Annotated in this window: 19 protein-coding genes and 1 pseudogene; 15 read left to right on the top strand and 5 right to left on the bottom strand. The window is 71.4% G+C overall.

Going from position 1 to position 22,645, the window contains the following annotated elements:
* Nucleotides 1-22 precede the first annotated feature (22 nt).
* Nucleotides 23-412, top strand: a complete 390-nt coding sequence (locus tag LAJ19_RS02705) for a hypothetical protein (RefSeq protein WP_225476784.1) — start codon at nucleotides 23-25, stop codon at nucleotides 410-412.
* A gap of 71 nt (nucleotides 413-483) precedes the next feature.
* Here the strand turns inward: LAJ19_RS02705 and LAJ19_RS02710 are convergent, their stop codons facing one another.
* From LAJ19_RS02710 to LAJ19_RS02720, 3 genes and pseudogenes are all read right to left on the bottom strand, one after another.
* The gene (locus LAJ19_RS02710; protein ID WP_225476785.1) at nucleotides 484-1,938 is read right to left on the bottom strand and encodes an alpha-amylase family glycosyl hydrolase; all 1,455 of its coding nucleotides are present in this window, start codon (nucleotides 1,936-1,938) and stop codon (nucleotides 484-486) included.
* A gap of 84 nt (nucleotides 1,939-2,022) precedes the next feature.
* Nucleotides 2,023-4,517 (bottom strand): annotated as a pseudogene (locus LAJ19_RS02715) (phosphoenolpyruvate carboxylase).
* 32 nt (nucleotides 4,518-4,549) lie between these two features.
* A complete protein-coding gene (locus LAJ19_RS02720; RefSeq protein WP_225476786.1) occupies nucleotides 4,550-5,347 on the bottom strand; it encodes a TIGR00282 family metallophosphoesterase in 798 nt (265 codons plus the stop codon).
* A 181-nt stretch (nucleotides 5,348-5,528) separates the two neighbouring features.
* Here LAJ19_RS02720 and LAJ19_RS02725 point away from each other — a divergent pair, with 181 nt between their 5' ends.
* The 6 genes from LAJ19_RS02725 to LAJ19_RS02750 all read left to right on the top strand — a co-directional run bounded on the left by LAJ19_RS02725 (nucleotide 5,529) and on the right by LAJ19_RS02750 (nucleotide 13,345).
* Nucleotides 5,529-8,102 carry a U32 family peptidase gene (locus LAJ19_RS02725; RefSeq protein ID WP_225476787.1) on the top strand — a complete coding sequence of 858 codons (2,574 nt, stop codon included), beginning with the start codon at nucleotides 5,529-5,531 and terminating at the stop codon, nucleotides 8,100-8,102.
* Between the two features lie 106 nt (nucleotides 8,103-8,208).
* A complete protein-coding gene (locus LAJ19_RS02730) occupies nucleotides 8,209-8,727 on the top strand; it encodes a DUF402 domain-containing protein (RefSeq protein ID WP_225476788.1) in 519 nt (172 codons plus the stop codon).
* A 55-nt stretch (nucleotides 8,728-8,782) separates the two neighbouring features.
* A complete protein-coding gene (locus tag LAJ19_RS02735; protein ID WP_225476789.1) occupies nucleotides 8,783-9,532 on the top strand; it encodes a hypothetical protein in 750 nt (249 codons plus the stop codon).
* Between the two features lie 64 nt (nucleotides 9,533-9,596).
* Nucleotides 9,597-10,832, top strand: coding sequence for a glucose-1-phosphate adenylyltransferase family protein (locus LAJ19_RS02740; protein ID WP_225476790.1), 1,236 nt, complete (start codon nucleotides 9,597-9,599; stop codon nucleotides 10,830-10,832).
* Between the two features lie 49 nt (nucleotides 10,833-10,881).
* On the top strand, nucleotides 10,882-11,658 hold the full coding sequence (locus LAJ19_RS02745) for an ABC transporter ATP-binding protein (protein ID WP_225476791.1): 777 nt from the start codon (nucleotides 10,882-10,884) through the stop codon (nucleotides 11,656-11,658).
* Between the two features lie 112 nt (nucleotides 11,659-11,770).
* Complete coding sequence (locus LAJ19_RS02750) at nucleotides 11,771-13,345, top strand: putative ABC transporter permease subunit (protein ID WP_225476792.1); 1,575 nt, start codon at nucleotides 11,771-11,773, stop codon at nucleotides 13,343-13,345.
* Between the two features lie 12 nt (nucleotides 13,346-13,357).
* On the opposite strand, the gene LAJ19_RS02755 is transcribed toward LAJ19_RS02750, so the two are convergent.
* Nucleotides 13,358-13,654, bottom strand: a complete 297-nt coding sequence (locus tag LAJ19_RS02755) for a YciI-like protein (protein ID WP_225476793.1) — start codon at nucleotides 13,652-13,654, stop codon at nucleotides 13,358-13,360.
* A 66-nt stretch (nucleotides 13,655-13,720) separates the two neighbouring features.
* Entirely contained in the window at nucleotides 13,721-14,938 is a 1,218-nt protein-coding gene (locus tag LAJ19_RS02760; RefSeq protein ID WP_225476794.1) for a saccharopine dehydrogenase family protein, read from the bottom strand.
* A 53-nt stretch (nucleotides 14,939-14,991) separates the two neighbouring features.
* On the opposite strand from LAJ19_RS02760, the gene LAJ19_RS02765 reads away from it, so the two are divergent.
* From LAJ19_RS02765 to LAJ19_RS02800, 8 genes are all read left to right on the top strand, one after another.
* Nucleotides 14,992-15,372, top strand: a complete 381-nt coding sequence (locus LAJ19_RS02765; protein ID WP_225476795.1) for a hypothetical protein — start codon at nucleotides 14,992-14,994, stop codon at nucleotides 15,370-15,372.
* A 71-nt stretch (nucleotides 15,373-15,443) separates the two neighbouring features.
* Nucleotides 15,444-16,424, top strand: a complete 981-nt coding sequence (locus LAJ19_RS02770) for an NAD-dependent epimerase/dehydratase family protein (RefSeq protein WP_225476796.1) — start codon at nucleotides 15,444-15,446, stop codon at nucleotides 16,422-16,424.
* Nucleotides 16,417-17,253 carry an MBL fold metallo-hydrolase gene (locus tag LAJ19_RS02775; protein WP_225476797.1) on the top strand — a complete coding sequence of 279 codons (837 nt, stop codon included), beginning with the start codon at nucleotides 16,417-16,419 and terminating at the stop codon, nucleotides 17,251-17,253. Before LAJ19_RS02770 ends, LAJ19_RS02775 begins: the two co-directional genes overlap by 8 nt.
* On the top strand, nucleotides 17,250-18,575 hold the full coding sequence (locus LAJ19_RS02780; protein ID WP_225476798.1) for a F390 synthetase-related protein: 1,326 nt from the start codon (nucleotides 17,250-17,252) through the stop codon (nucleotides 18,573-18,575). Before LAJ19_RS02775 ends, LAJ19_RS02780 begins: the two co-directional genes overlap by 4 nt.
* Nucleotides 18,565-19,560: a 3-oxoacyl-ACP synthase III family protein gene (locus LAJ19_RS02785; RefSeq protein WP_225476799.1), complete on the top strand. Its 996-nt coding sequence runs from the start codon at nucleotides 18,565-18,567 to the stop codon at nucleotides 19,558-19,560. The genes LAJ19_RS02780 and LAJ19_RS02785 overlap by 11 nt, the downstream gene beginning before the upstream one ends.
* 53 nt (nucleotides 19,561-19,613) lie before the next feature.
* Nucleotides 19,614-20,939, top strand: coding sequence for a 3-phosphoshikimate 1-carboxyvinyltransferase (aroA, locus tag LAJ19_RS02790; RefSeq protein ID WP_225476800.1), 1,326 nt, complete (start codon nucleotides 19,614-19,616; stop codon nucleotides 20,937-20,939).
* Between the two features lie 247 nt (nucleotides 20,940-21,186).
* Nucleotides 21,187-21,465 carry a YiaA/YiaB family inner membrane protein gene (locus LAJ19_RS02795; RefSeq protein WP_225476801.1) on the top strand — a complete coding sequence of 93 codons (279 nt, stop codon included), beginning with the start codon at nucleotides 21,187-21,189 and terminating at the stop codon, nucleotides 21,463-21,465.
* A gap of 58 nt (nucleotides 21,466-21,523) precedes the next feature.
* Nucleotides 21,524-22,642 carry a PQQ-dependent sugar dehydrogenase gene (locus LAJ19_RS02800; RefSeq protein ID WP_225476802.1) on the top strand — a complete coding sequence of 373 codons (1,119 nt, stop codon included), beginning with the start codon at nucleotides 21,524-21,526 and terminating at the stop codon, nucleotides 22,640-22,642.
* Nucleotides 22,643-22,645: the final 3 nt, after the last annotated feature.

The raw sequence follows: 22,645 nt of genomic DNA on the forward strand, positions 1-22,645 counted from the left end.
CGGCGCGTGGCATGCTTGGGGTATGAACACGGTCCCTCCCCCCACGCCTCAGGAGGCGCTGAGTGCGTTCCTGACGCACTGGCAGGGCGGGCAGTACCGCGCGATGGCCGAGGCGCTGCCCGCGAGAATCTTTCCGAAAGGCCGCCGCAGTGTGCGTCAGGTGCGCCGGGCGTACCCGGGCACGCTCAGTGACTTCAGTATTCTCTCTGCGCGGGATACGGACCCGGCAGCCACGAACGTGGACGTGCAGGTGCTCTGGCGGCAACGGGGCGGGCTGGAACTCGGTCGGATGCGGTACCGCATGGTGTACGTGGACCTTGATGACCAGCCGCTGGCGCGGCACCATCCGGGCGGGCAGTGGAAGCCGTTCGCGACGTACACGCTGCCCGTTCCGAAACCCCTGCGTGCCTGAGGCGCGGCTCTGAAGTGAGCGGCACGCAGGCGGTCCGGACGTTATCCCGGACCGCCTGCACGTGAGCACATCTACTGCACGCGGAAGGCGGCGGCGTCTTTGGGGGGAAGACTCAGGTGGAGGTACCCGCCACTCACACTGACCTTCGCGTCCTGCCCGGTAAACAGGGATGGGGTGGCCGCCAGTGCCGGCCAGTTCACGCCCAGGCCACTGAGCTTCAGGGAGTACGTGCGCCGGGCATTGCCGCCGTGCCACGCCGCGAGCACGGTCTGTCCGTTCAGTTCACGCGTGAACAGCAGCAGGGTGCTGCTGACGGGGTCGGGCGTGGGCAGCAGCAGCTGCGCGCCGTTGCTGAGGGCCGGGCTGGCCCTGCGGGCGGCAATGGCGGCCTGCGCGGCGCTGAACACGGCCTTCTCGGCGGGCGTCCAGGTGTCCTCGAAGCGCATGTCGCGGCGGTTGTCGGGGTCAGCGCCGCCGCGCATGGCGATCTCGGTGCCCTGCCAGATCACGGGCACGCCGCGCAGGGTCATGAGGGCGCGCAGACCGTACTTCGTGCGCTCCTGCCCCAGGTCCTCAAACAGGGTGCCCTGGGCAAAGCGCGGCACGTCGTGGTTGTCCAGGAACAGCGCCACCTCACCCGGGCGCGGCAGTTCGTCCTGCCGGGCCAGGACACTGCGAACGGCGTCCAGGCTGCCTTCGCCCATCACGCTGCCTTTCATGGCCTCCTGCAGGCTGAACAGGAACAGGCTGTCGAAGCCTTCTTTCTGCCAGTCAGCGACAGTGCCGGTGTCCGCGCCGTACCACTCGCCCAGCGTCCAGGTGCCGGCGCGGCGGTCAGCGGTGAGCAGGTCGCGCAGGAAGGGCCGCTCGACATGCTTGATCGCGTCGTACCGGAAGGCCGTGACCCCCTGCTCCCGCCAGAAGTTCGCGTTGCCGAGCAGCAGCTCGCGCACCTGCGGGTTGCTCTGGCGCAGGTCAGGCAGGCCGGACAGGGCGCAGTCCACGTCCTTGTTGGTGGCCGCGGCGCACTGCGCCTCGCCGTTGAACCAGTCCCGGCGCAGGCGCACCGTGGCGGCCTCGTACCCGTAGTGATTGATGACCTGATCGAGAATCACGGGCATGCCAGCCGACTGCGCGGCCTTCACGAACGTCCCGAAGTCCGCCAGGGTTCCGAAGTGCGGGTCCACGTTCCGGAAATCGGCGGGCCAGTACCCGTGGTACGCGGCGGTGCCGAAGGAATTCGCGGTCTGCTGCTGGTACACCGGCGTGAGCCACACGGCGGTCGCGCCGAGCTTCTGAATGTACCCGAGCTTCTGCGTGAGGCCCGGCAGGTCCCCGCCGTGCCAGGCGCGCGGGTCGGCGCGGTTCACGCCCTGGTTGTTCGCGGGATTCCCGTCGAAGAACCGGTCGGGCATCACCTGGTAGATCACCTGCCCCTCAAGATGGGGGAGGGGAGTGGCCGTCTGCGCGCCCGACCTGCCCGCAAGGGCAGTCAGCAGCGCGCCCAGAAGGGCGAGATTGCGCATGCCCTATGGTACCGCTTCCAGACCTGGCCATGAGGGAAGGGCGCCCGGCAGAGGTGCCAGAGCGCCCTTCACCCAACGCGGGGCTCAGCCGGTGTTGCGCACCCCCGCCGCAATGCCCTGAATACTCAGCAGCAGCGGCCGTTCAAACTCATCCAGGCCGCCCTCTTTTCCGCGGCTGCGGCGCAGGAGTTCCACCTGAATCCGGTGAATCGGATCAATGTAGGGATTGCGCAGACCAATGCTTTCTTTCAGGCGCGGTTCGTTCGCCATCAGCTCGGCCCCCACCACCGCCTGCACCAGGTCGGTGGTCCGCGCGAACGCGGCGCGCAGGTGCTCCGCCAGCGGGTGCGTGTCCCCGCCGGGTACCAGGCGCAGGTACTCGTCGAAGATCATGGCGTCACTCTTCGCGAGGCTCATCTGCGCGTTGTCCAGCACCGTCCGGAAGAAGGGCCACGCCGCGTACATCTCGCGCGCCGTCTCCACGCCGATCTCCGAAAGGCCCTCGCACAGACCGTACCACCCGGGCAGGTTCGCGCGGTTCTGCGTCCAGCTCATCACCCACGGAATGGCGCGCAGATTCCCCAGGGTCGGCGCGCCGGGGCGCCTCACCGGGCGGGACGCGATGTTCAGCCGCGCAATTTCGTGAATGGGCGTCACCTGCTCGAAGAACGGCAGGAACGCCGGGTCGTCCACCAGCGCGCGGTACGCCCGGGCACTCGCCCGCGCGGCGCGGGTCATGGCTTCCGTCCAGGCGGGGTTCAGGTCCCCGGCCGGGCGCGCCGCGGACAGCAGCAGCCCATACAGCGCCTGTTCGAGGTTACGTCTCGCCAGGACCGGATGGCTGTACTTGTCGGCCAGCGCCTCGCCCTGCTCGGTAATGCGCAGCCCCGCGTCGATCGTACCGGCCGGCTGGCCCAGAATCGCGCGGCTCGCCGGGCCACCCCCCGCCCGATGCTCGTGCCGCGCCCATGGAAGAAGCGCCAGCGGACCCCGGCGCGGCGGCACACGTCACTGATCTGCCGCTGCGCCTCGTGCAGCGCCCAGTTCGCCGCGAGGAACCCGGCGTCCTTGTTGCTGTCGCTGTAGCCCAGCATGATCTCCTGCACGTCCTCGCCCAGCACCGCGCGGTACTCGGGCAGCGACAGCAGCTCCCACACCACCTGCGGGGCGCGCTGCAGATCATCCAGCGTCTCGAACAGCGGCACCGGCAGGATCCGCAGCCCCACCTCGCGCGCCAGGATCAGCGGCTCAAGCACGTCACTGACGGACTCGGCCATGCTGATCACGTAGCGCCCGAAGGCGCGCGGCCCACCCAGCTGCACCGCGTCGCGCACCTCCCGGACCGGTCCGATGGCAGTTTCCAGCGCTTCAGGCAGCGCCGCCCCTGCCGGCCACAGGGGACGGCGTGAGCGCAGTTCACGGGTCAGGAGTTCCTGCTTTGCATGCTCCGGCAGGCCCAGGTAATCGGCTTCCACGCCGGCACTGCGCAGCAGTTCAGCCACGGCCGCGCCGGTCTGCGCGCTGTGCTCCCGGATATCCAGACTCACGAGGTGCTGCCCGAACACCCGCGCCACCGTCAGAAGCGGCGTGAGCAGCTGCTCGGCGCTGCGCCGCTGCCCGTCGGCGATCAGGCGCCCCTCCAGGGCCTCCAGACGCCCCACGAGATCCACGGTCTGGCCATCACGCACCGCGTTGAACAGCGCCTGGAGTTCCTCCCGGTAGCCTTCCTCGCCGTCCTCCTCCTGGCTGAGGTCTGCGAAACCCTGCCGGATCAGGCCCAGCATGACTTCCCGCGCCCGCTCGCGGTGCAGCGCGAGGGTCTCGCGCGTCGCGTCCGGCGTGACAAAAGGGTTCCCGTCGCGGTCCCCGCCCATCCAGGAGGAGAAACTCAGCGGCAGGGTCGCCGCCGTCTCCCGCCCGAACACCTCGCGAAACGCGCCGCGCAGGTCCCGCTGCAACGCCGGAAGGGCCTGCGCGATGCTGGAGACGTACGTCAGGCCGCCCTTGACCTCATCCAGCACAGTGGGTTTCAGGCGGCGCAGTTCCGGCGTGCGCCACAGCGCCTCCACGTGCGCCGCGATCTCGGCCACTTCGGGACCATCCACGCCACCCTCGCTGAGGGTCGGCAGGGCGCGTGCCACCTGTTCCAGGTGCCGCCGGACCGTCCGCCGCCGCATCTCCGTGGGGTGCGCCGTGAAGGTCAGGCCCAGGTCCAGCCGCGCCAGCAGCGCCTCCACGTCCTCGGCACTCAGGCCCTGCGCACGCAGCTCCTGCAGGGCCTGCGCCAGACTCTGCGGCCGCACCCCGGCGGCCGCGCGCAGCACCCGCACCCGCTCGTACTCCTCGGCCAGGTTCACCAGCTGGAAGTACCACGTGAACGCCCGCGCGAGGTTCCCGGCATCCTGCCCGGACAGTCCGGCGAGCATCTCGCGCAGCGCCGCGTCACTCCCCCCGGCCCGCACCTCACGCACCAGGGCGCGGGTGCGTTCCACCAGCTCGAAGAACGCCTCGCCTTCCTGTTCCTTCAGCACCTGGCCCAGCGTGCGGCCCAGCAGGTTCACATCACTCCGAATGCTCATGTTTGTCTCCCCTCAGCGGGAAGGACGAACCGTTACCGGCCTTCCCGTTCTTCCACGTAACGGTACCGTTCCACCCCCACTGCCCGGCCCGCCTCTATCTGGACAAAGACACCATTGAGTTCCGCCGGGCCGTCCGCCGCGCCGTACCGGTGGGGGCGCTCCGTGACAAAACGTTCCAGCGGGCCTTCCGGCGCGCTCCCGATGATCGACTCGTACGGCCCGGTGAATCCCGCGTCCGCCTGGAACGCCGTGCCGCCTGGCAGGATGCGCGTGTCAGCCGTGGGCACGTGGGTGTGCGTGCCGATCACGGCCGCCACCCGCCCGTCCAGGTACCGCGCCATGCCCTGCTTCTCGCTGGTGGCCTCCGCGTGGAAGTCCACGAACACGCTCCCCAGGTCCGGGCGCTCAAGCAGCTCATCCATCGCCCGGAAGGGGTTGGCGACCGCTTCCATGAACACGCGGCCCAGCACGTTCACGACCGTGAGACGCTCGGTGCCCTGGGCGGTTTTCACGTCGAAGGTGCGCCAGCCCACGCCGGGCGTGCCGGGGTCACTGTAGTTCAGGGGCCGCACGATCGGGTACGTGCCCTCGTCCTGCATCATCACGTACACGTCCTTGTGATGCCACGCGTGGTTCCCCAGCGTCATGCAGTTTGCCCCGGCCTTCAGCGCGCCGTCGGCCGCCTCCCGGTGAATGCCGAAGCCTCCCGCGGCGTTCTCCATGTTCACCACGATGAAATCCGCCCTGGAGCGCAGGGTGGGCAGATGCGCGCCCAGCACCCGCCTTCCCGGCGCGGCAAACACATCTCCCACAAACAGCAAGCGAATCATGAGGGTCAGGCTAGCGCGTCGCCCCGCCCGTCATGGCCGGGCCATGGCCCCAGCGGACCTTTGAGAGTGGAAGTCACGCCCTGACCCGCCTTCCGGTCACGACGGACGGCCGTGACCCCCCGGTGCGACTGGGGGCGCCGGTCACCGTTCGCCTTGCGGGGATTCGGTAGACTGGCGCGTTATGGCGGCGGTCAGAAAACCTGAAGTGATGAGTCCGGTGGGCGGTGAGGCGCAGTTGCGCGCCGCCGTGGAAGCCGGGGCAGACGCCGTGTTCTTCGGCGTGAACCCGGGCCGGGCGGCGGCGGGCCGCGCAGACGGCGCGGGATTCCACGCGCGCGCCAAGGTGGGCTTTGAACTGGAGGCCCTGCCGGACATCATGCGGGGCCTGCACGCGCGGGGCGTGCAGGGCTTCGTGACCTTCAACGTGCTTGTGTTCGACCGGGAGCTTCGGCAGGCCGAGCGGCAGCTGATGGCCCTGGCGCAAGCCGGTGTGGACGCCCTGATCGTGCAGGATCACGGCGTGGCGCGCCTCGCGCACGAGATCTGCCCGGACCTGCCCATTCACGGCAGCACGCAGATGAGCATTACGTCTGCCGAGGGGGCCGAACTGGCGCGGCGGTTCGGGGCGAGCCGCGTGGTGCTGGGCCGCGAACTCAGCCTGCGCGACATTGAACGCATCAAGAACGCCACGGACATTGAACTGGAGACCTTCGTGCACGGCGCGCTGTGCGTCAGTTATTCCGGACAGTGCTTTTCCAGTGAAGCCTGGGGTGGGCGCAGCGCCAACCGCGGGCAGTGCGCGCAGGCGTGCCGGCTGCCGTACGAACTGTTCGTGGACGGCGCGCACCGCGACCTGGGCGACGCCCGGTACCTGCTGTCTCCCGGCGACCTGTACGCGCTGCATCAGGTGCCGGACCTCGTGCGGATCGGTGTGGACTGCCTGAAAATCGAGGGCCGCTACAAGGACGCCGAGTTCGTGGCCCTCACCACCGCCGCGTACCGCCGGGCGGTGGATGAAGCCTGGGCCGGCCGGCCCCTGAGCGTGAGTGCGCAGGAGGAACGCGACCTGGAGCAGGTGTACTCGCGCGGCCTGGCCCCGCACTTCATGGCCGGCACGAACCACCAGACCGTGGTGCGTGGCCGCGCGCCCCGGCACCGCGGCGTGCGGGTGGGCACCGTGCGCGGCGTCACCGAGCGTGGCGTGCTGGTGGAACTGAGCGAACCCGTGAAACCCGGCGACGGCCTGGTGTTCGACCCGGCCAACTGGCGCGCCCCGGAAGGCCGCGAGGAAGGCGGTTTCCTGTACGGCCTGTGGCAGGGCGGCCAGCCGCTGGACGAGGGCGCACTGCAGGCGGTGCGGTCCGGCGGGGTGTTCGAGCTGCGCTTCGGCCGCGGCGCCGTGGACCCCACGCGGGTGCGGCCCGGGGACCCGGTGTGGCGCACGCACGACCCGACCCTGGCCGCGCGCGTGAAACCCCTGCTGGACGCGGCGGACCCCGTGCACACCCGCCCGGTGGACGCGCACTTCGTGGGGCACGTGGGCGAGCCGCCTGCCCTGACCCTGACGGACGAGCACCGCGTGAGCGTGACCGTCACGCTGAGCGAACCGCTGTCCGGAGCGCGCAACCGCGCGCTGGATGAAGCGGGCCTGCGCGAACAGCTGGGCAAGCTGGGCGGCACGCCGTTCCACCTGGGCGCCCTGAGCGTGGACCTGCGCGGCGCGGGGTTCCTGCCGGTCAGCGCGCTGAACGCCCTGCGGCGAGAGGCCGCGGCGGCCCTCACCGAGCGGCGCGCGCAGGCCCCGGACCGGCGTGTCGCGCCGCGCCTGGACGACACGCTGCGGACCCTGGCCCGCCCGGACGGGCCGCCTGCCGGTGAGCCGCGCCTGCATGTGCTGGTCCGCACGCCCGAGCAACTGGGCGCCGCGCTGGAGGCCCGTCCGGACTCGGTCACGCTGGATTACCTGGAACTGTACGGCCTGAAACCCAGCGTGGAGCGCGTGAAGGCCGCCGGCCTGCCCGTGCGCGTGGCCAGCCCCCGCATCCTGAAACCCACCGAGCAGAACCTTCAGAAGTTCCTGTTGTCCCTGGACGCCGGCATTCTGGTGCGTTCGGGGGGCCTGCTCGAGGGCCTGCACTCGGCAGGCGCCCCGGCCGAACTCACGGGTGATTTCAGCCTGAACGCCGCGAACGTCCTGACCACCCGGGCGCTGCTGGACCTGGGCCTGAGCCGCCTGACGCCCACGTACGACCTGAACGCGCAGCAGATCACCGAGCTGGCCCTCCTGGTGGGGGGCGCGGCCCTGGAACCCGTCGCGTACGGGCACCTGCCGGTGTTTCACACCGAGCACTGCGTGTTCTGCCGGTTCCTGAGCGAAGGCACCGATTACACGAACTGCGGGCACCCGTGCGAATCGCACCGCGTGGCGCTGCGCGACGAGCGGGGCCGCGTGCACCCGGTCATGGCGGACGTCGGCTGCCGCAACACCGTGTTCGAGGGCCGGCCACAGGTGGCTGGTGAGCACCTGCGCGCGTGGCGCGCGGCGGGCATCCGGGACTTCCGGCTGGAGTTCGTGCACGAAACGCCGGAGCAGGTCGCGGACGTGATTCGCCTGCACCGCGCGCACCTGAGGGGCACCCTGAGTGCCGCGGAACTGCAGGACGCGCTGGACGCGCTGATCGATCAGGGCGTTACCGAAGGCAGTCTGTTCGTGCCGCACGACTTCGGTACGCTGGACGCGCTGCCCGTTCTGTAAGGCCCGCTGCGTTCACTTCAGGAACCGTGAAGGGCCGGGGCGCGCTGGCCGCGCCCCGGCTGCGGGCCCTCTCACGCTGGTTCCGGTGGGTTCAGTACGCTGGGTCATGGTTGCTTGGGCACATTCCCTGAAGGTGGAACGCCATGACGTTCCGCGCCGGCAGCACCACACCAACACCGGTGTCCGGGCCGTGCACACCTACCGTCTGACGCCCCACGGCCTGTACGTCGCGCGGAGCTTCGATGCCCACCCCCGCATCCGGCACTGGCAGGCGCACCTGCTGCCCGCCCTGCACCTCGTGGCGTGCCGGTACGATTTTCACGACCGGCGCGAACACGACTACTACCTGGATGTCGCGGACATCACCTGCAGGGCCGACGTGTGGGAAGTGCGCGACCTGTACCTTGACCTGATCGTGCACGACGGTCTGATGGCCGAGATTGTCGACACCGACGAACTGCTCGCCGCGCGCGAGGTGGAGTTCATCAGCGAAAGCGAGATGCACCGGGCGGTCACCGTCGCGCACCGCACCCTTTCGGGTCTGGCCCGCGCGCGTTACAGCCTCGCCGACTGGCTGGACACCCAGGGGGTGAGTCTGCACTGGCAGGACCCCATTCCCGCCTGAAGTCAGGTCCCTCACCTGCGGCTGGCCGTTGCGGCCCAGGCCGGTACCCTGGTGCATGCCTGCCGACCCTACTGACCCTCAGGCCCAGCTGGAAGCTGCCTTGCCGGCCGCCCTTGACCGCCTGCGCCGCACGCCGGGCGTGTACGCCGCCCTGTGGTGCGGCAGCGCCGCGCGCGGCGAGGGGAACGCGCACAGCGACCTGGACTTTCACGCCCTGGTCCGCGGCGACCACCGCTGGCGCGCAAATTACGTGGTGCAGGGCGTACCGGTGGAGGTGTTTCACAACCCCGCCCGCAAGGTCCGGGCGATGTTCGCGGCCGGGCAGGGCGACACCATCGGGATGTTCGCGGAGGGCCGCGTGGCGCTGCCCCACCCTGACCTGGAGGCGCTGATGGCTGAGGCGCGCGCCCTGCACGCTGCGGGCGCGGCGCCGCGCCCCCTGCACGCTGCGGGCCCGGCGCCGCGCCCCCTGAGCCCGCAGGGCCGGTTCCGGCTGCTGGAGGAGGTGATGGACGCCCGCGCCCTGGCTGACCGTCACGACCCGCTGCACGTGCTGATCGCCTGCCGCGCCGCGCACCTGGCGGTGGAGGCCCTGTTCGAGGCGCGCGGCTGGTGGAAGGTCAAGGCGCAGCGCTGGCTGCCGGAGCTCACGGAACGTGACCCGCAGGCGGCGCGTGACCTGCACGCCCTCCTGAGCGCGCCGGACCCCACGGCGCGGCAGACGGCCCTGGAAGCCCTCGCCGTGCGCGTGACCGGTGACCTGACGTACCAGGAGGGCGGCAGCGAGCCTCAGCTGGTGAACTGAACCTCAAGGGCATTCAGGCGCCGCTCAGCCACCGGCGGGGCCGGGCAGGCACACTGCCGGGCACATGCCCCGCTTTCCTGCCCACAGCCTCAGCAGTGGCCCGAGTGCCCGCGGCACCCGCGTGAACGGGCGCAAGGTGCTGGTCTTGATTCTCGCCGGCGGGAAAGGCGAGCGGCTGGGGGTCCTCACGCAGGAACGCGCCAAACCGGCCCTGACCTTCGGGGGCACGTACCGCCTCATTGACTTCGCGCTGAGCAACTGCATGCACAGCGGCGTGGCGGACGTCTGGGTGCTGGAAGCCTACGAACTGCACTCCCTGAACGACCACCTCACCAACGGCCGCCCCTGGGACCTGGACCGCACATACGGCGGCCTGGAGGTCCTGCCGCCCAGTGCAGATACGCTCACCGGACAGCTCGACGGCGCCGGGAACGCCGACGCGCTGCACGCGCACCGGCACCTGATCCGGTCCTACGCGCCGGACATCGTGGTCGTCCTGTCGGCCGATCACGTGTACACCCTGGATTACACCCAGGTGATCGAACACCACCTGAAGGTGGGCGCCGAGGTCACGATGGTCACCGCTGACCTGCCCGCCGGTGAGGATGCCCGCCGCTTCGGGAACGTCACCGTCACGAAGGCGGGGCGTGTCAACCGCTTCGAGTACAAGCCCGAACGCCCACGCGGCGGGCCGATCACGACCGAGGTGTTCGTGTACGACGCGCCGGCCCTGCTGCGCACCCTGGACGACCTGCGCCGCGACACGCCGGCCGGCCAGGGTCTGGGCGACTACGGGCACGCCCTGATTCCGGCGTTCGTGAAAGCAAAAACAGCGCACGCCTACCCGCTGGACAGCTACTGGCGGGATGTGGGCCTGCCCGAAGCGTACTTCCGAGCGCATCAGGATCTGCTGGCCGGACGGTCCGTGAAGCTGGACCGTCCGGAGTGGCCGGTGCTGAGTTCCAGCATTCCGCGCATGCCTGCCCGGATCGCCGCAGGCGCCCGCGTGACCGACAGCCTGATCGCGTACGGCTGCCGGATCGAGGGAACCGTGACCCGCTCGGTGCTGTCGCCGGGCGTGACGGTCGAGGCGGGCGCCGTGGTGGAAGACGCCGTGATCCTGCGGGACGTGACCGTGCGGCGCGGCGCGCGCGTCCGGCGCGCCATCGTGGATGAGGAGGCTGACATTGCGGCCCGGGTGGACGGCGGCCCGCACGGCCTGAGCGTGATCGGCGCCCGCGCCCGCGTCCGCTCGCCGGTTGCAGGGAACACGCAGGTGAACCCCGGACAGCGCCGCTAGGGGGGCGCCGTAACCGTTCCGTCAGACCGGGGCCGGTACCCTCGCCTTCATGATCGAGGTTCAGGGGTACACGAAGCGCTACGGGCGGCACGAGGCGGTCAGCAACCTGAGTTTCACCGTGCAGCCCGGCGCGGTGTTTGGCCTGCTGGGCAGCAACGGCGCCGGCAAGACCACCACCATCCGCGCCCTGGTGGGCCTCACGCGCCCCACCCACGGCACCGTCCGCGTGGCGGGCTTCGACGTGTGGAAGAACCCCGTGCAGGCCAAGGCGGCGTTCGGGTACATTCCTGACCGGCCGTACCTGTACGGCAAACTCACGGCGCGCGAACTGCTGCGCTTCGTCGGCCAGCTGTACCGCGTTCCGGACACCGATACGGACATTGACCGCTGGCTGGAGTTCTTCCGCCTCACCGACTTCGGCAATGAACTGATCGAAACGTACTCGCACGGCATGCGGCAGAAGGTGGCGATCATCGCGGCGCTGCTGCCCGACCCGCCCGTGCTGATCGTGGATGAACCCATGGTGGGCCTCGACCCGCACGCCGCGCGGCAGGTGCGGGAACTGCTGCGCGCCCACGCCGACCGGGGCCGCACGGTGCTGCTCACCACGCACTCCCTGCCGGTCGCGGAGGCCGTGTGCGACCGGCTGGTCGTGCTCGACCGCGGCAAGGTCCTCGGGCAGGGCACCCTGGAGGACCTGCGGGCCCGCACCGGCACGGCAGCCGGCGGCGTGCACGGCGACAGTCTGGAGCGCATTTTCTTCCGGCTGCTGGAAGAGGAACTGGAGGCGCAGCGCCGCGGCGCGGACGCAGGGACGCCCGCGTGACCGTCACGCCCGCCCCCCGCCCGCCCCGCCGGCGCGCGCCAGCCTGACCCGCCTGAAGCTCCAGGCGCTGCGGCACACCGTACAGCGCGCCCCGAAGTGGGGGTACGCGCTGGTGGGCGCGCTGGCCACGCTGCTGCTGCTGGGGGAGATCTACGGCGCCTGGGCGGCCCTGACGTTCCTGGGCCGCTTCGGGGAGATCGGCCTGAACGTGTTTGCCCGCGTGCTGGAGATCGGCCTGATCACCCTGTCGAGCGGCGTGACCTTCAGCGCCACGACCGCGGCGATCAGCACGCTGTACCTGAGTGACGACCTGAACTTCCTGCTGGCGCAGCCGCTCTCCACCGTGCGGGTGTTCGCGCTGAAGGTCACCGAGACGTTCCTGAACGCGGCGCTCGTGCCGCTGCTGCTCACGTTGCCGCTGCTGGTCACGGTTGGCGTGTACTTCCGCGCACCCGGGTGGGCGTACCCCGTCATGGCCGCCGCGGCGCTGCTGGTGTTCGCCGCGCCGGTCGGCCTGGGCGCCCTGCTGGCCGTGGGCCTCATGCGTTTCGCGCCGGTGGGCCGCGTGCGGGAGGTCAGCACCGCCCTGGGCGTGCTGATCAGCGCCGGTCTGGTGTACGCCATCCGCGCGCTGCGCCCCGAGGTGCTCGTTCAGAAACTTCAGGACCCCACGAAAGTGGAGGCGCTGCTGCGCGACTTCGCCGGGCCCGGCAACCCGCTGCTGCCGCCCGCATGGGCGGCGCAGGGCATCTGGCAGGCCGCGCACGGGGAACTGGCCCGGCCGCTGCTGCCTCTGGCCCTCCTGACCGGCGCGCTGCTGACCGCGGCGACGCTGCTGGCCGCCCGGGCGTACCAGGAAGGCTGGGCGCGCGCGCTGGATTCCAGCACGCCCCGGCTGGACCCGCGCCCCCGCCGCGCCGGGCCGGCCGAACGCCGGCTGGCCCGACTGGGTGCAGGGGGCGCGCTGGCCAGCAAGGATCTGCGCGTCACGTTCCGCGACCCCACGCAGTGGAGCCAGCTGCTCGTCGTGGTGGCCCTCGCCGGGGTGTACCTCGTGAGCGTCCGGGCCGTGCCGATTCCCGTGCCGCAGTTTCGCGGGATCCTCGGGTACATCCAGCTGGCCTTCCAGGGGTTCATCATCAGCGGCGTGGCCGTGCGGCTTGCGTTTCCGTCGGTGTCCACCGAGGGCCGCGCGTACTGGCTGCTGCGCACGGCGCCCATCGAGCCGCGCCAGATTGTGCTCAGCAAGTTCCTGGGGGTGCTGCCGGTCACGGTGACGCTGGGTCTGGTGATGGGGCTCGCCAGCGCCCGCGCCATGGACCTGGGCCCCACTCTGGTGCTGCTCAGCGCGCTGGTCAGTCTCAGCAACGCGTTCGTGATCACGGCGCTCGGGGTGGGACTGGGGGCCGCCGCACCCAAATTCGATGCGGACAACCCCGCCGAAATCGGCGTGAGTCCAGGCGGGCTGGCGTTCATGGGGCTCTCGCTGGCGTACAGCGTGCTGTGCCTGCTGCTGCTGGCGCGGCCCGCCGCAGCCAGCGTGCTGCGGCCTGACCTGTACCCCGGCTACAGTGTGCTCAGCACGCCCGAAGGCGCGCTGGGTCTGGTGGGGTTGGGGCTGGTGACTGCGCTGGGGACGGCCCTCAGCCTGCGCGCCGGCTGGCAGCGGCTGGACCGCCTGGAGTGACCCGCGCCGCGCTCAGGTGGGGTGCGCGGCGCCCTCACCGACCACGGTGTGCCAGCGCCGCACCTCCCAGGTGCCGACCAGCCCACCCAGGACGTACGGGTCGGTGCGCGCGAACTGCTCGGCGGCTTCCGGACCGCTGCCCTGAAACAGCAGCACGGCGAAGTCAGCCGGGTCGGCCAGGGCGCCGGCCAGAACCAGCTCGCCGCGGTCGGCGGCGGCCCGGGCGTGCGCCAGGTGCAGCGGGCGCAGCGGTTCCCGCCGGGTCACGTAGTCCGGCACAAGGTCACGGTAGAACAGCAGGTGGTGCATGGGGGCCTCCGGGGGATGCAGGTGTGCGCCGCAGAACGGGCCGCGGCGCACAGGGAAGGGCGAAGTTCAGTCCTTGACGAGCTCGATGCCGGCAAGTTCATCAATGGGCAGACCCCACTGGTTCATCGCCGCGAAGAAGGGGTCCGGGTCAAGCTGCTCGACGTTCCACACGCCGGGCTGCATCCAGTGTCCCTGCAGCATCAGCATGGCGCCGATCATGGCGGGCACGCCGGTGGTGTAGCTCACGCCCTGCGCCTGCACCTCGCGGAAGCACTCGGCGTGATCCTTGACGTTGTACACGAAGTGCACTTTCGGCTGGCCGTCCTTGCCGATCCCTTTGGCCTGCACGCCGATGCAGGTCTGCCCGGTGTACCCGGCCGCCAGGGACTCGGGCGCGGGCAGCACGGCCTTGAGGAACTCGATCGGGGCGATCTTCTGCCCGCGGAAGTCGATGGGCTCGATGCTGGTCATGCCGATCCCTTCAAGCACGTTCAGGTGCTTGATGTACGACTCGCCGAACGTCATCCAGAAGCGCGCCCGCTTGATGGTCGGGAAGTGCTTGACGATCGATTCGAGCTCCTCGTGGTACAGCACGAAGCTTCTGCGCGTGGCGACTTTGGGGTAGTAGATGTCCTGCGCGATCTCCAGCGGCTGCGTCTCGATCCACTCGCCGTTCTCCCAGTAGCGGCCGTTGGCGGTGATCTCGCGGATGTTGATTTCCGGGTTGAAGTTCGTGGCGAAGGCCTTGCCGTGGTTGCCGTTGTTGCAGTCCACGATGTCGAGGTAGTGAATCTCCTGGAAGTGATGCTTGGCGTGATGCGCCGTGAACGCCTGCGTGGCGCCCGGGTCGAAGCCGCAGCCGAGCAGCGCCATCAGGCCCTTCTCGCGGAAGCGGTCCTGGTAGGCCCACTGCCAGGAGTACTCGAACTTGGCGACGTCCTTGGGCTCGTAGTTCGCCGTGTCCAGGTAATGCACGCCCGTTTCCAGGCAGGCGTCCATGATGGTCAGGTCCTGATAGGGCAGGGCCACGTTGATGACCATCACCGGCTTGAAGCCGTTGATCAGCTGCACGAGTTCCGGCACGTTGTCCGCATCGACCGTGGCGGTCGTGAACACCGCCCTGCTGTTCGGGAAGTGCTCCCTGATCTCCGCGACGATCTTGTCCGCCTTGCTGACCGTGCGGGTGGCGATCAGGACTTCCGTGAAGACACTGTCGTTCTGCGCGCACTTCTTCGCGACGACGTTGGCAACGCCGCCCGCTCCGATGATGATGACCTTGCTCATGCAGGCCAGTGTACCGTGCGCGCCTCCCGCTTCCCGCGCGCTAGGGTGAAGGCGTGAGCAAGCGCCCCGCGAACCCGGCCCCCCCCTCCCCGCCCGGCGCGCCGCGGGAAGTGCGGGAGGTCACGCCCGAGATGCGGGCGCGCAGCGTGCGGACCTTCGTGGGCATTCTGGTGGCGTTTTTCGTGATGATCGGCGTGGTGGTGGCCACCCTGTCGCTGCAGGGCCGCGCCGTGCGGGACTACGCGGCGCGCGTGGCCGACGCCGTAATCGCCACCCACCCTTCCGCGAACGCAGGATTCACGCAGCCGTGCGCGCAGGCCCGGCAGGGCCCGCTGCCGACCGGCGCGGAAACGTGCGACGTGCAGGTGGACGGCGGCCGGGTGACGGTCACGGTCCGCGTGCAGGGCGACCGGGCGTACCGGCTGGTCCGCTGACACGGCGCGCGGACTGAACGCCGTTCAGAAAGGGCGCCCTCCGCGGCCGGAAGAGCCGATAATTCAGGGTGATGGTCATTCTGGTGACGGGCGCAACCGGGTTCCTGGGCGGGGTCACGGCCCGGACCCTTCTTCGGGCGGGCCACGAGGTGCGCGGCCTCGGGCGTGACCCGGCGCGCGGCGCGGCGCTCGCCCGGGACGGCGTGACCTTCGTGCCGGCCGACCTGCGCGCCGCGAACTGGAAAGCGCTGCTGGCGGGCGTGGACGGCGTGGTGCACGCCGCCGCCCGCTCGACCCTGTGGGGCCACGCAGCGGATTTCTACGCGGATAACGTGCAGCCCAGCGCGGCGCTGGCCCGCGCGTGCGCCGCGCGCGGCACGCGGCTGGTGCACGTGAGCACGCCCAGCGTGTACAACGCGACCGGCCTCACGTGCGCGCTGCCGGAAAGCACGCCGGTCGGGCCGCACTTTGACAGCCTGTACGCCCGCAGCAAATTCCAGGCGGAACAGGCGGTCCGCGCGGCCCTGCCGGACGCCACGGTGCTGCGCCCACGCGGGATCTACGGCGTGGGGGACACCAGCATCGTGCCGCGCCTGACCCGCGCCCTGCGCGCCCGCCGCCTGCCCCGCCTGACACGCACGGAGGTCTGGACGGACCTCACGCACGTGCAGAACGTCGCGCACGCGGCGGCACTGGCCCTGTCGCGCCCCGCTCCTGGCGTGTTCAACCTGACGGACGGGCAGGCCGTTCCGCTGTGGGCCACCATCGACCGGCTCGCCGACGCGCTGGGCGTGCCCCGGCCCGGGCGGTTCGTGCCGCCCCGGCTGCTGGAGGGCGCCGCCACGCTGCTGGAATTCGGCGCCCGGCTGCACCCCGCACGGCCTGAACCGGCCCTCACGGCCAGCGGCGTGCGGCTGCTCACGCGGCCCATGACGCTGGACCTCACGCGCGCCCGCAGGCTACTGGGCTACGTGCCGGTCGTCACGCCCGGGCAGGGCTTCGGGACCGTGCTGGAGCACCTGCGTGCCGGACCAGGAGCCGGGCGTGAGTGAACGGGTGCGGGTCGTGCCGCTCCAGGCCGGGGCGTGCCTGAATCTCGCCGGCATCACCGAGCGTGGCGCCCCGTGGCGCGTGCAGGCGTACCCGGCGGGCTTTGCGCTGCTGCTGCACCCCACGCGCGGCCCGGTACTGTTCGACACCGGGTACGGCGCCGGCGTGCTCAGCGCCATGAAGCGCTGGCCGGGCGTGCTGTACGGCCTCGTCACCCCGGTGCGTCTTCTGCCGGGCGAGGCGGCGTGGGAACAACTGCAGTTCATGGGATTCGCGCCCGGGGACGTGCAGCACGTGATCGTCTCGCACCTGCACGCCGATCACGTGGGCGGCCTGCGGGACTTTCCGAACGCCACGTTTCACCTCGACCGCCGCGCCTGGGCGCCCCTGCGGGCGCTGCGGGGCGTGCGGGCGGTGCGCCGCGCGTTCCTGCCTGAACTTCTCCCGGAGGACTTCGAGGCGCGGGCCCGCTGGCTGGACTTCCGCGCTGCGCCCCCCGGCCTGCATCCCTTCGCCCAGGTGGCGGACGTGTTCGGCGACGGCCTCGTGCAGGCCGTGCCGCTGCCCGGGCACGCGCCCGGCATGACCGGCCTGCTCGTTGAGGAAAGCGCCGGCCTGACGGTCCTGGCGGCCGACGCTGCCTGGAGTACCCGCGCGGCCCGCCAGCAGCGGCCGGTGCATCCCCTGGCGCGGGTGGCGTTTCACGACGTGGCGCAGGAAGCCCGCAGTGGCCGGGTCCTGCGGGCGTTCCTGCACGCCCATCCGGGGGCGCGCCTGCACGTCAGTCACGACGCGGCGGAGCCCTGGGCCGGAACGGGAACCCACCCGTGAACGCCCTTGCGGTCCTGCTCGGCGCCCTGGATGACGCCCGCCTGACCTTCCGGACGCGTCCCGCCCTGGACGCTCACCAGGAGCGGCTCGGACGGGCTCACCTGCGCTGGGTCGCGGCGCACAGCCCGGCCGTGGCCGCGCGTTTCCGCGAGGCGGACCTGCCACTGGCCCGCTGGCGGGAGCTGCCCCCCACCACCAAGGCCGCCATGCTCGCCACCTTCGGCACGCTGAACACGGCGGGCGTCACGCTGGAGGACGCGCTCGCCGTGGGCCGGCACGCTGAGCGCACCCGGGATTTCACGCCGGCGCTGCCCACCCCGCGCGGCCCGGTGACGGTGGGCCTGTCCACCGGCACGAGCGGCACGCAGGGCGTGTTCCTGGTCAGCCCGGCCGAACAGGCCCGCTGGGCGGGCACGGTGCTGCGCGCCCTGTTGCCCGGCGGCCTGCTGGGCCTCACCCGCCGGCACCGCGTGGCTTTCCTCCTGCGCGCCGACAGCGCCCTGTACCGCAGCGTGCAGCGTGCGGCGCTGCACTTCGCGTTCTTCGACCTGCTGCGCCCCCTGCCGGACCTCACGCAGGCCGTGCAGGCCTTCGCGCCCACCCTGATCGTCGGTCCTCCCGGCGTGCTGCGCGCCCTGCACCGGCAGGGGGTGCGCCTGAACGTGCAGCGGGTCATCAGTGTCGCCGAGGTCCTCGACCCGGACGATGAGGAGGCCCTGCGCGCGTGGGGGCCGGTCGTGCAGGTGTACCAGGCCACCGAGGGCCTCCTTGCCCTGCCGTGCCCGCACGGGCAGCTGCACCTGAACGAGGCGCATGTGCACTTCGACCTGGAACCCCTGGGCGACGGCCTGGTGCGCCCGGTGATCACGGACCTGCGCCGCCGCACGCAGCCGTTCATCCGTCACCGCCTGGACGACGCCCTGCGCCTGCACCCGGACCCCTGCGCGTGCGGCCGGGCCGCGCGGCGGGTGCAGGCCATCGCCGGCCGCCAGGACGACGCGCTGCTGCTTCCCGCACCCGGCGGCGCCCTCGTGACGGTCTGGCCGGATTTCCTGCGCGGCGCCCTGGCGGGGGTGCCCGGCCTGCGCGAGTACCGCGCCGAGCAGACCGGCCCGCGCGACCTGACGCTCCTGCTGGACCCTGCTGGACCCGCCGTGACGCCCGCCGCCGTTCGGGCCGTGCAGGGCGCCCTGCGCCGCAGCGGCGCCGACCCGGAGCTGCTCACCCTGTCCGCCCGCTCCCTGCCGCCCCCCGCGCCCGGCGTGAAGCGCCGGCGTGTCACGCGCTCCTGGACCCCACACGGAGGCCCGAATGACCCCTGAACCTGTGCTGGGCATGCGCCCTCTGGCCACCGCCCAGGCCCTTCCGCAGCGCGTGGTGAGCACCGCCGAGGTGGCCGCGCTGTGCGGCGTTCCTGAAGCGCTCGCGGTCCGGCGCAGTGGCGTGCACGAACGCCGCTGGCTGTCCGGCGACGAAACAGCCCTGAGTCTCGGCGCTCAGGCGGCCCGCACCGCCATCGCGCGCGCCGGGCTGACCATCAGGGACGTGGACGTCGTGCTGAACGCCAGCGGCAGCCAGCTGCAGCCCATCCCCGACGGCGCGGCCCTGTACGCCCGCGAACTGGGGGTGCGCGGCGCCGCCACGTACTCCCTGCACGGCACCTGCCTGAGCTTCCTGCTGGCCGCGCAGCACGCCGCGCTGCTGATTCACACCCGGCAGGCGCGGCACGTGCTGATCATCAGCAGCGAGGCTGGCAGTCCCGGCCTGAACCCACAGCAGCCGGAAAGCACCCTGCTGATCGGAGACGGCGCCGCCGCTGTGCTGCTCGGTCCGGCCGCGCGCGCCGGGCAGGGGCTGCACGCCACGCGCATCGAAACGTACCCGGAGGGCGCCGATCACACCCGCATCCGCGGGGGCGGCACGCTGCTGACCCCGCAGAACCCGGCGGCGCGCGCCTCGGACTTCACGTTCGACATGCGGGGCCTCCAGGTCCTGAAGCTGGCCAGCCGGGTCGTACCGGGCTTCCTGGAACGCCTGCGGCCCGGCCTGAGCCGCGGCCTGCCGGGCATCACGCACGTCATTCCGCACCAGGCGAGTCAGGCCGGCCTGGATCTGCTGCGCCGGTACGGCTGGCCCGAGGAGCGCGTGGAGGTCACGCTGCGCACCCTGGGCAACGTGATTGCCGCGAGCCTGCCCCTCACGCTGCACCAGGCCCTGACCGGCGGGCGGCTGCGGGAAGGAGACACGGCGCTGCTGGTAGGGACCGGCGCCGGGCTGATCGCAGGCGGCATGATCTGGCGGCTGTAACGTGCTGGACAGCGGCCCTGCCTGCTCGCCCCGCGCGGGCTACGCTGGCGGGCATGAGTGCCGATGGCCTGCCGGAGACATTTGACGTGATCGTGCACCCTGCGCCTGAACTGCGCGGGACCCTGCGGGCGCAGCCCAGCAAGAACTACACGACCCGTTACCTGCTTGCGGCGGCCCTGGCGGACGGCGAGTCCCGCGTGGTGGGCGTGGCGACCAGCGAGGACGCCGAGGCCATGCTGCGCTGCCTGCGCGACTGGGGCGCCGGCGTCGAGCGGGTCGGTGAGGACGCCGTGATTCGCGGTTTCGGCGCGCACCCCCGCCCGGTCGTGACCCTGAACCCGGGCAACGCGGGCGCCGTGGCACGTTTCCTGATGGGCGTCGCGGCGCTCACGACCGGCACGGCCTTCGTGACTGACTACCCCGACTCACTCGGCCGGCGCCCCCAGGGGGACCTGCTGGAAGCCCTCTCGCGCCTGGGCGCGCGGGTCACCAGCCGGGACGGGATGTTTCCGGTGTCCATCTCCGGCCCGGTGCGGGGCGGCGTGGTGGAGGTCAGCGCCGAACGCAGCAGCCAGTACGCCTCCGCGCTGATGTTCCTCGCGCCGCTGCTGCCCGGCGGCCTGGAACTGCGTCTGACCGGGGACATCAAGAGCCACGCGCCGCTGCGCCAGACGCTGGACACCCTCGCGGCATTCGGCGTGCAGGCCAGCGCCAGCGACGACCTGAGCCGCGTCACCATCCCCGGCGCTCAGGCGTACCGGCCGGGGCGGGTGCTGGTGCCGGGGGACTACCCGGGCAGCGCCGCGATTCTCGCGGCGGCCGTCACGCGTCCCGGCGAGGTGAGCCTGTCGAACCTGCGCGAGCATGACCTTCAGGGGGAACGCGAGGCGCTGAGCGTACTGAGGGACATGGGCGCCGATCTGCGCCGCGAGGGTGACGTGGTGCTCGTGCGCGGCGGTCAGCCCCTGCGCGGCGTCACGCGGGACGGAGACGGCTTCACGGACGCCGTGCAGGCCCTGACGGCCGCCGCGGCTCTCGCGCAGGGCACCACCACCTGGGAGAACGTCTACACCCTGCGCCTGAAGGAATGCGACCGGATCAGTGACACCCGGCGTGAACTGCGGCGCCTGGGCCTGAGCGTCAGCGAGACCGGCGACAGCCTCACCGTGACCGGCGTGCCGGCCCTAGCCGGCGGCGTCACCGCCGACGGGCACGGCGACCACCGCATGATCATGCTGCTCACCGTGCTGGGCCTCAGCGCGGCGGCGCCCGTGCGCATCACGGGCGCGCACCACATCCGCAAGAGCTACCCGATGTTCTTCCGTCACCTGGAGGCGCTGGGTGCCCGCTTCGAGTACCCGGAAGCCACGCGCGCCTGAACCCTGGCCCGGGAGGGGAGGGCGTGCCCAGCGGGGTGCGCCGCGCTGCGGGGGCCTGTTTCCCCGCGGCGGGAATTTCCTGCACTGCGTTCAGAATTCTCGGGCACGCGGGAACGCCCCGGCTACACTGCGGGTCACCTGACGCCGGAGGCCGCGCGGCACACGCGCACCGGACCTGCGACGCTCCGCCCGGCTGTCCCGGTCAGGCGACCGCCCCTCGTCCTGTCCTGCACCTTGGAGGTGTCCCGTGACCCAAAGCGCCCCGGATCTTGTCGGCGACTCACCCGCGTGGCTGAGTTTCATCTGGCTCTCGTTCTGCGCAGCGATGGGCATGATGCTGCTCGGCATCTACTTCATCCCGGTGGACTGGTGGGTCAAAGGCTACCTGTACATGGGCACCCTGTTCCTGACCGCCAGCACCCTGACGCTCAGCAAGAGCCTGCGTGACCGCCACGAGTACGAGCGCCTCGTGAACCGCGTCAAGACGGCCCGCACCGAGCAGGTCCTCAGCAAGTACGACACCTGAGCGCCGCCCTTGACGGCGCTGGCATACAGGCCTCATATGCGTCTGCTCTGCTGAGCACATGCCCTCCCTGCGTTCCGCTCTCCCTGCGGCCCTGGTGGCCTCCACCCTCGCCCTGCCGAGCGCGGCCAGCGCGCAGAATGCCAGCGGCGTGGCCGCCAGCCTGAAGGTCCCGGCGGGCTTCACGGTGTCCCTGTACGCCGAAGGCTTCGAGCGCCCCCGGTTCATGGTGGTTGCCGGCAACGGCGACGTCCTGCTCAGCGACACCGGTGCCGGCACCGTGTATGTCCTCCCGGACCGCAACCGGGACGGAAAGGCCGACGCGAAGCAGGTGTACGCCAGCGGCCTGAACCAGCCGCACGGCCTCGCCCTGCACGGCGGTTACCTGTACGTGGCGAACACCGACGGCGTGGTCCGCTACCCTTTCACGGCGGGCGACACGAAAGCGAGCGGCACGCCGCAGCAGGTCGTGACCCTGCCGGGCGGCGGCGGGCACTCCACCCGCACCGTGGAGTTCGGCCCCGACGGCCGGATGTACGTCGCGGTGGGCAGCACCTGCAACGTGTGTGAGGAAAGCGACCCCAGGCGCGCCGCGATCTGGGTGTACGACGCCGACGGCCGGAACGGCAAGCCCTACGCGACCGGGCTGCGCAACGCCGTGGGCCTGGAATGGTCCGGCAACCAGCTGTACGCCACGAACAACGGCCGTGACCAGCTGGGCGACGACCTGCCACCCGAGGGGTTCTACAAGGTGAACGCCGGCGGGTTCTACGGCTGGCCGTACTGCTACACCACCCGGCCCGGCCAGCCGCAGGTGTGGGACCGGGACTTCGGCCGCAGGACGGCCGGCACCTGCAAGGCAGCCACGCCCGCCTTTGCGCTCACCACCGCGCACTCCGCGCCGCTGGGCCTGGCCTTCTACACCGGGCGGTCCTTTCCCGCCGCGTACCGCGGGCAGCTGTTCGTGGCGCTGCACGGCAGCTGGAACCGCAGTGAGAAGAGCGGGTACAAGGTGGTGACCGTGGACCCCCAGAGCGGGAAGGTGACGGATTTCCTGACGGGCTTCTTGAAAGGCAACACCGTCGTGGGCCGTCCCGTGGATCTCGCCGTGGCGCAGGACGGCGCGCTGCTGCTCACCGACGACGGCGCCGGGCGCGTCTGGCGCATTCAGGTCCGCTAGGCT

Origin of the sequence: Deinococcus taeanensis, from assembly GCF_020229735.1 — a bacterium.
In the GTDB taxonomy this organism is placed as follows: Bacteria; Deinococcota; Deinococci; order Deinococcales; family Deinococcaceae; genus Deinococcus; species Deinococcus taeanensis.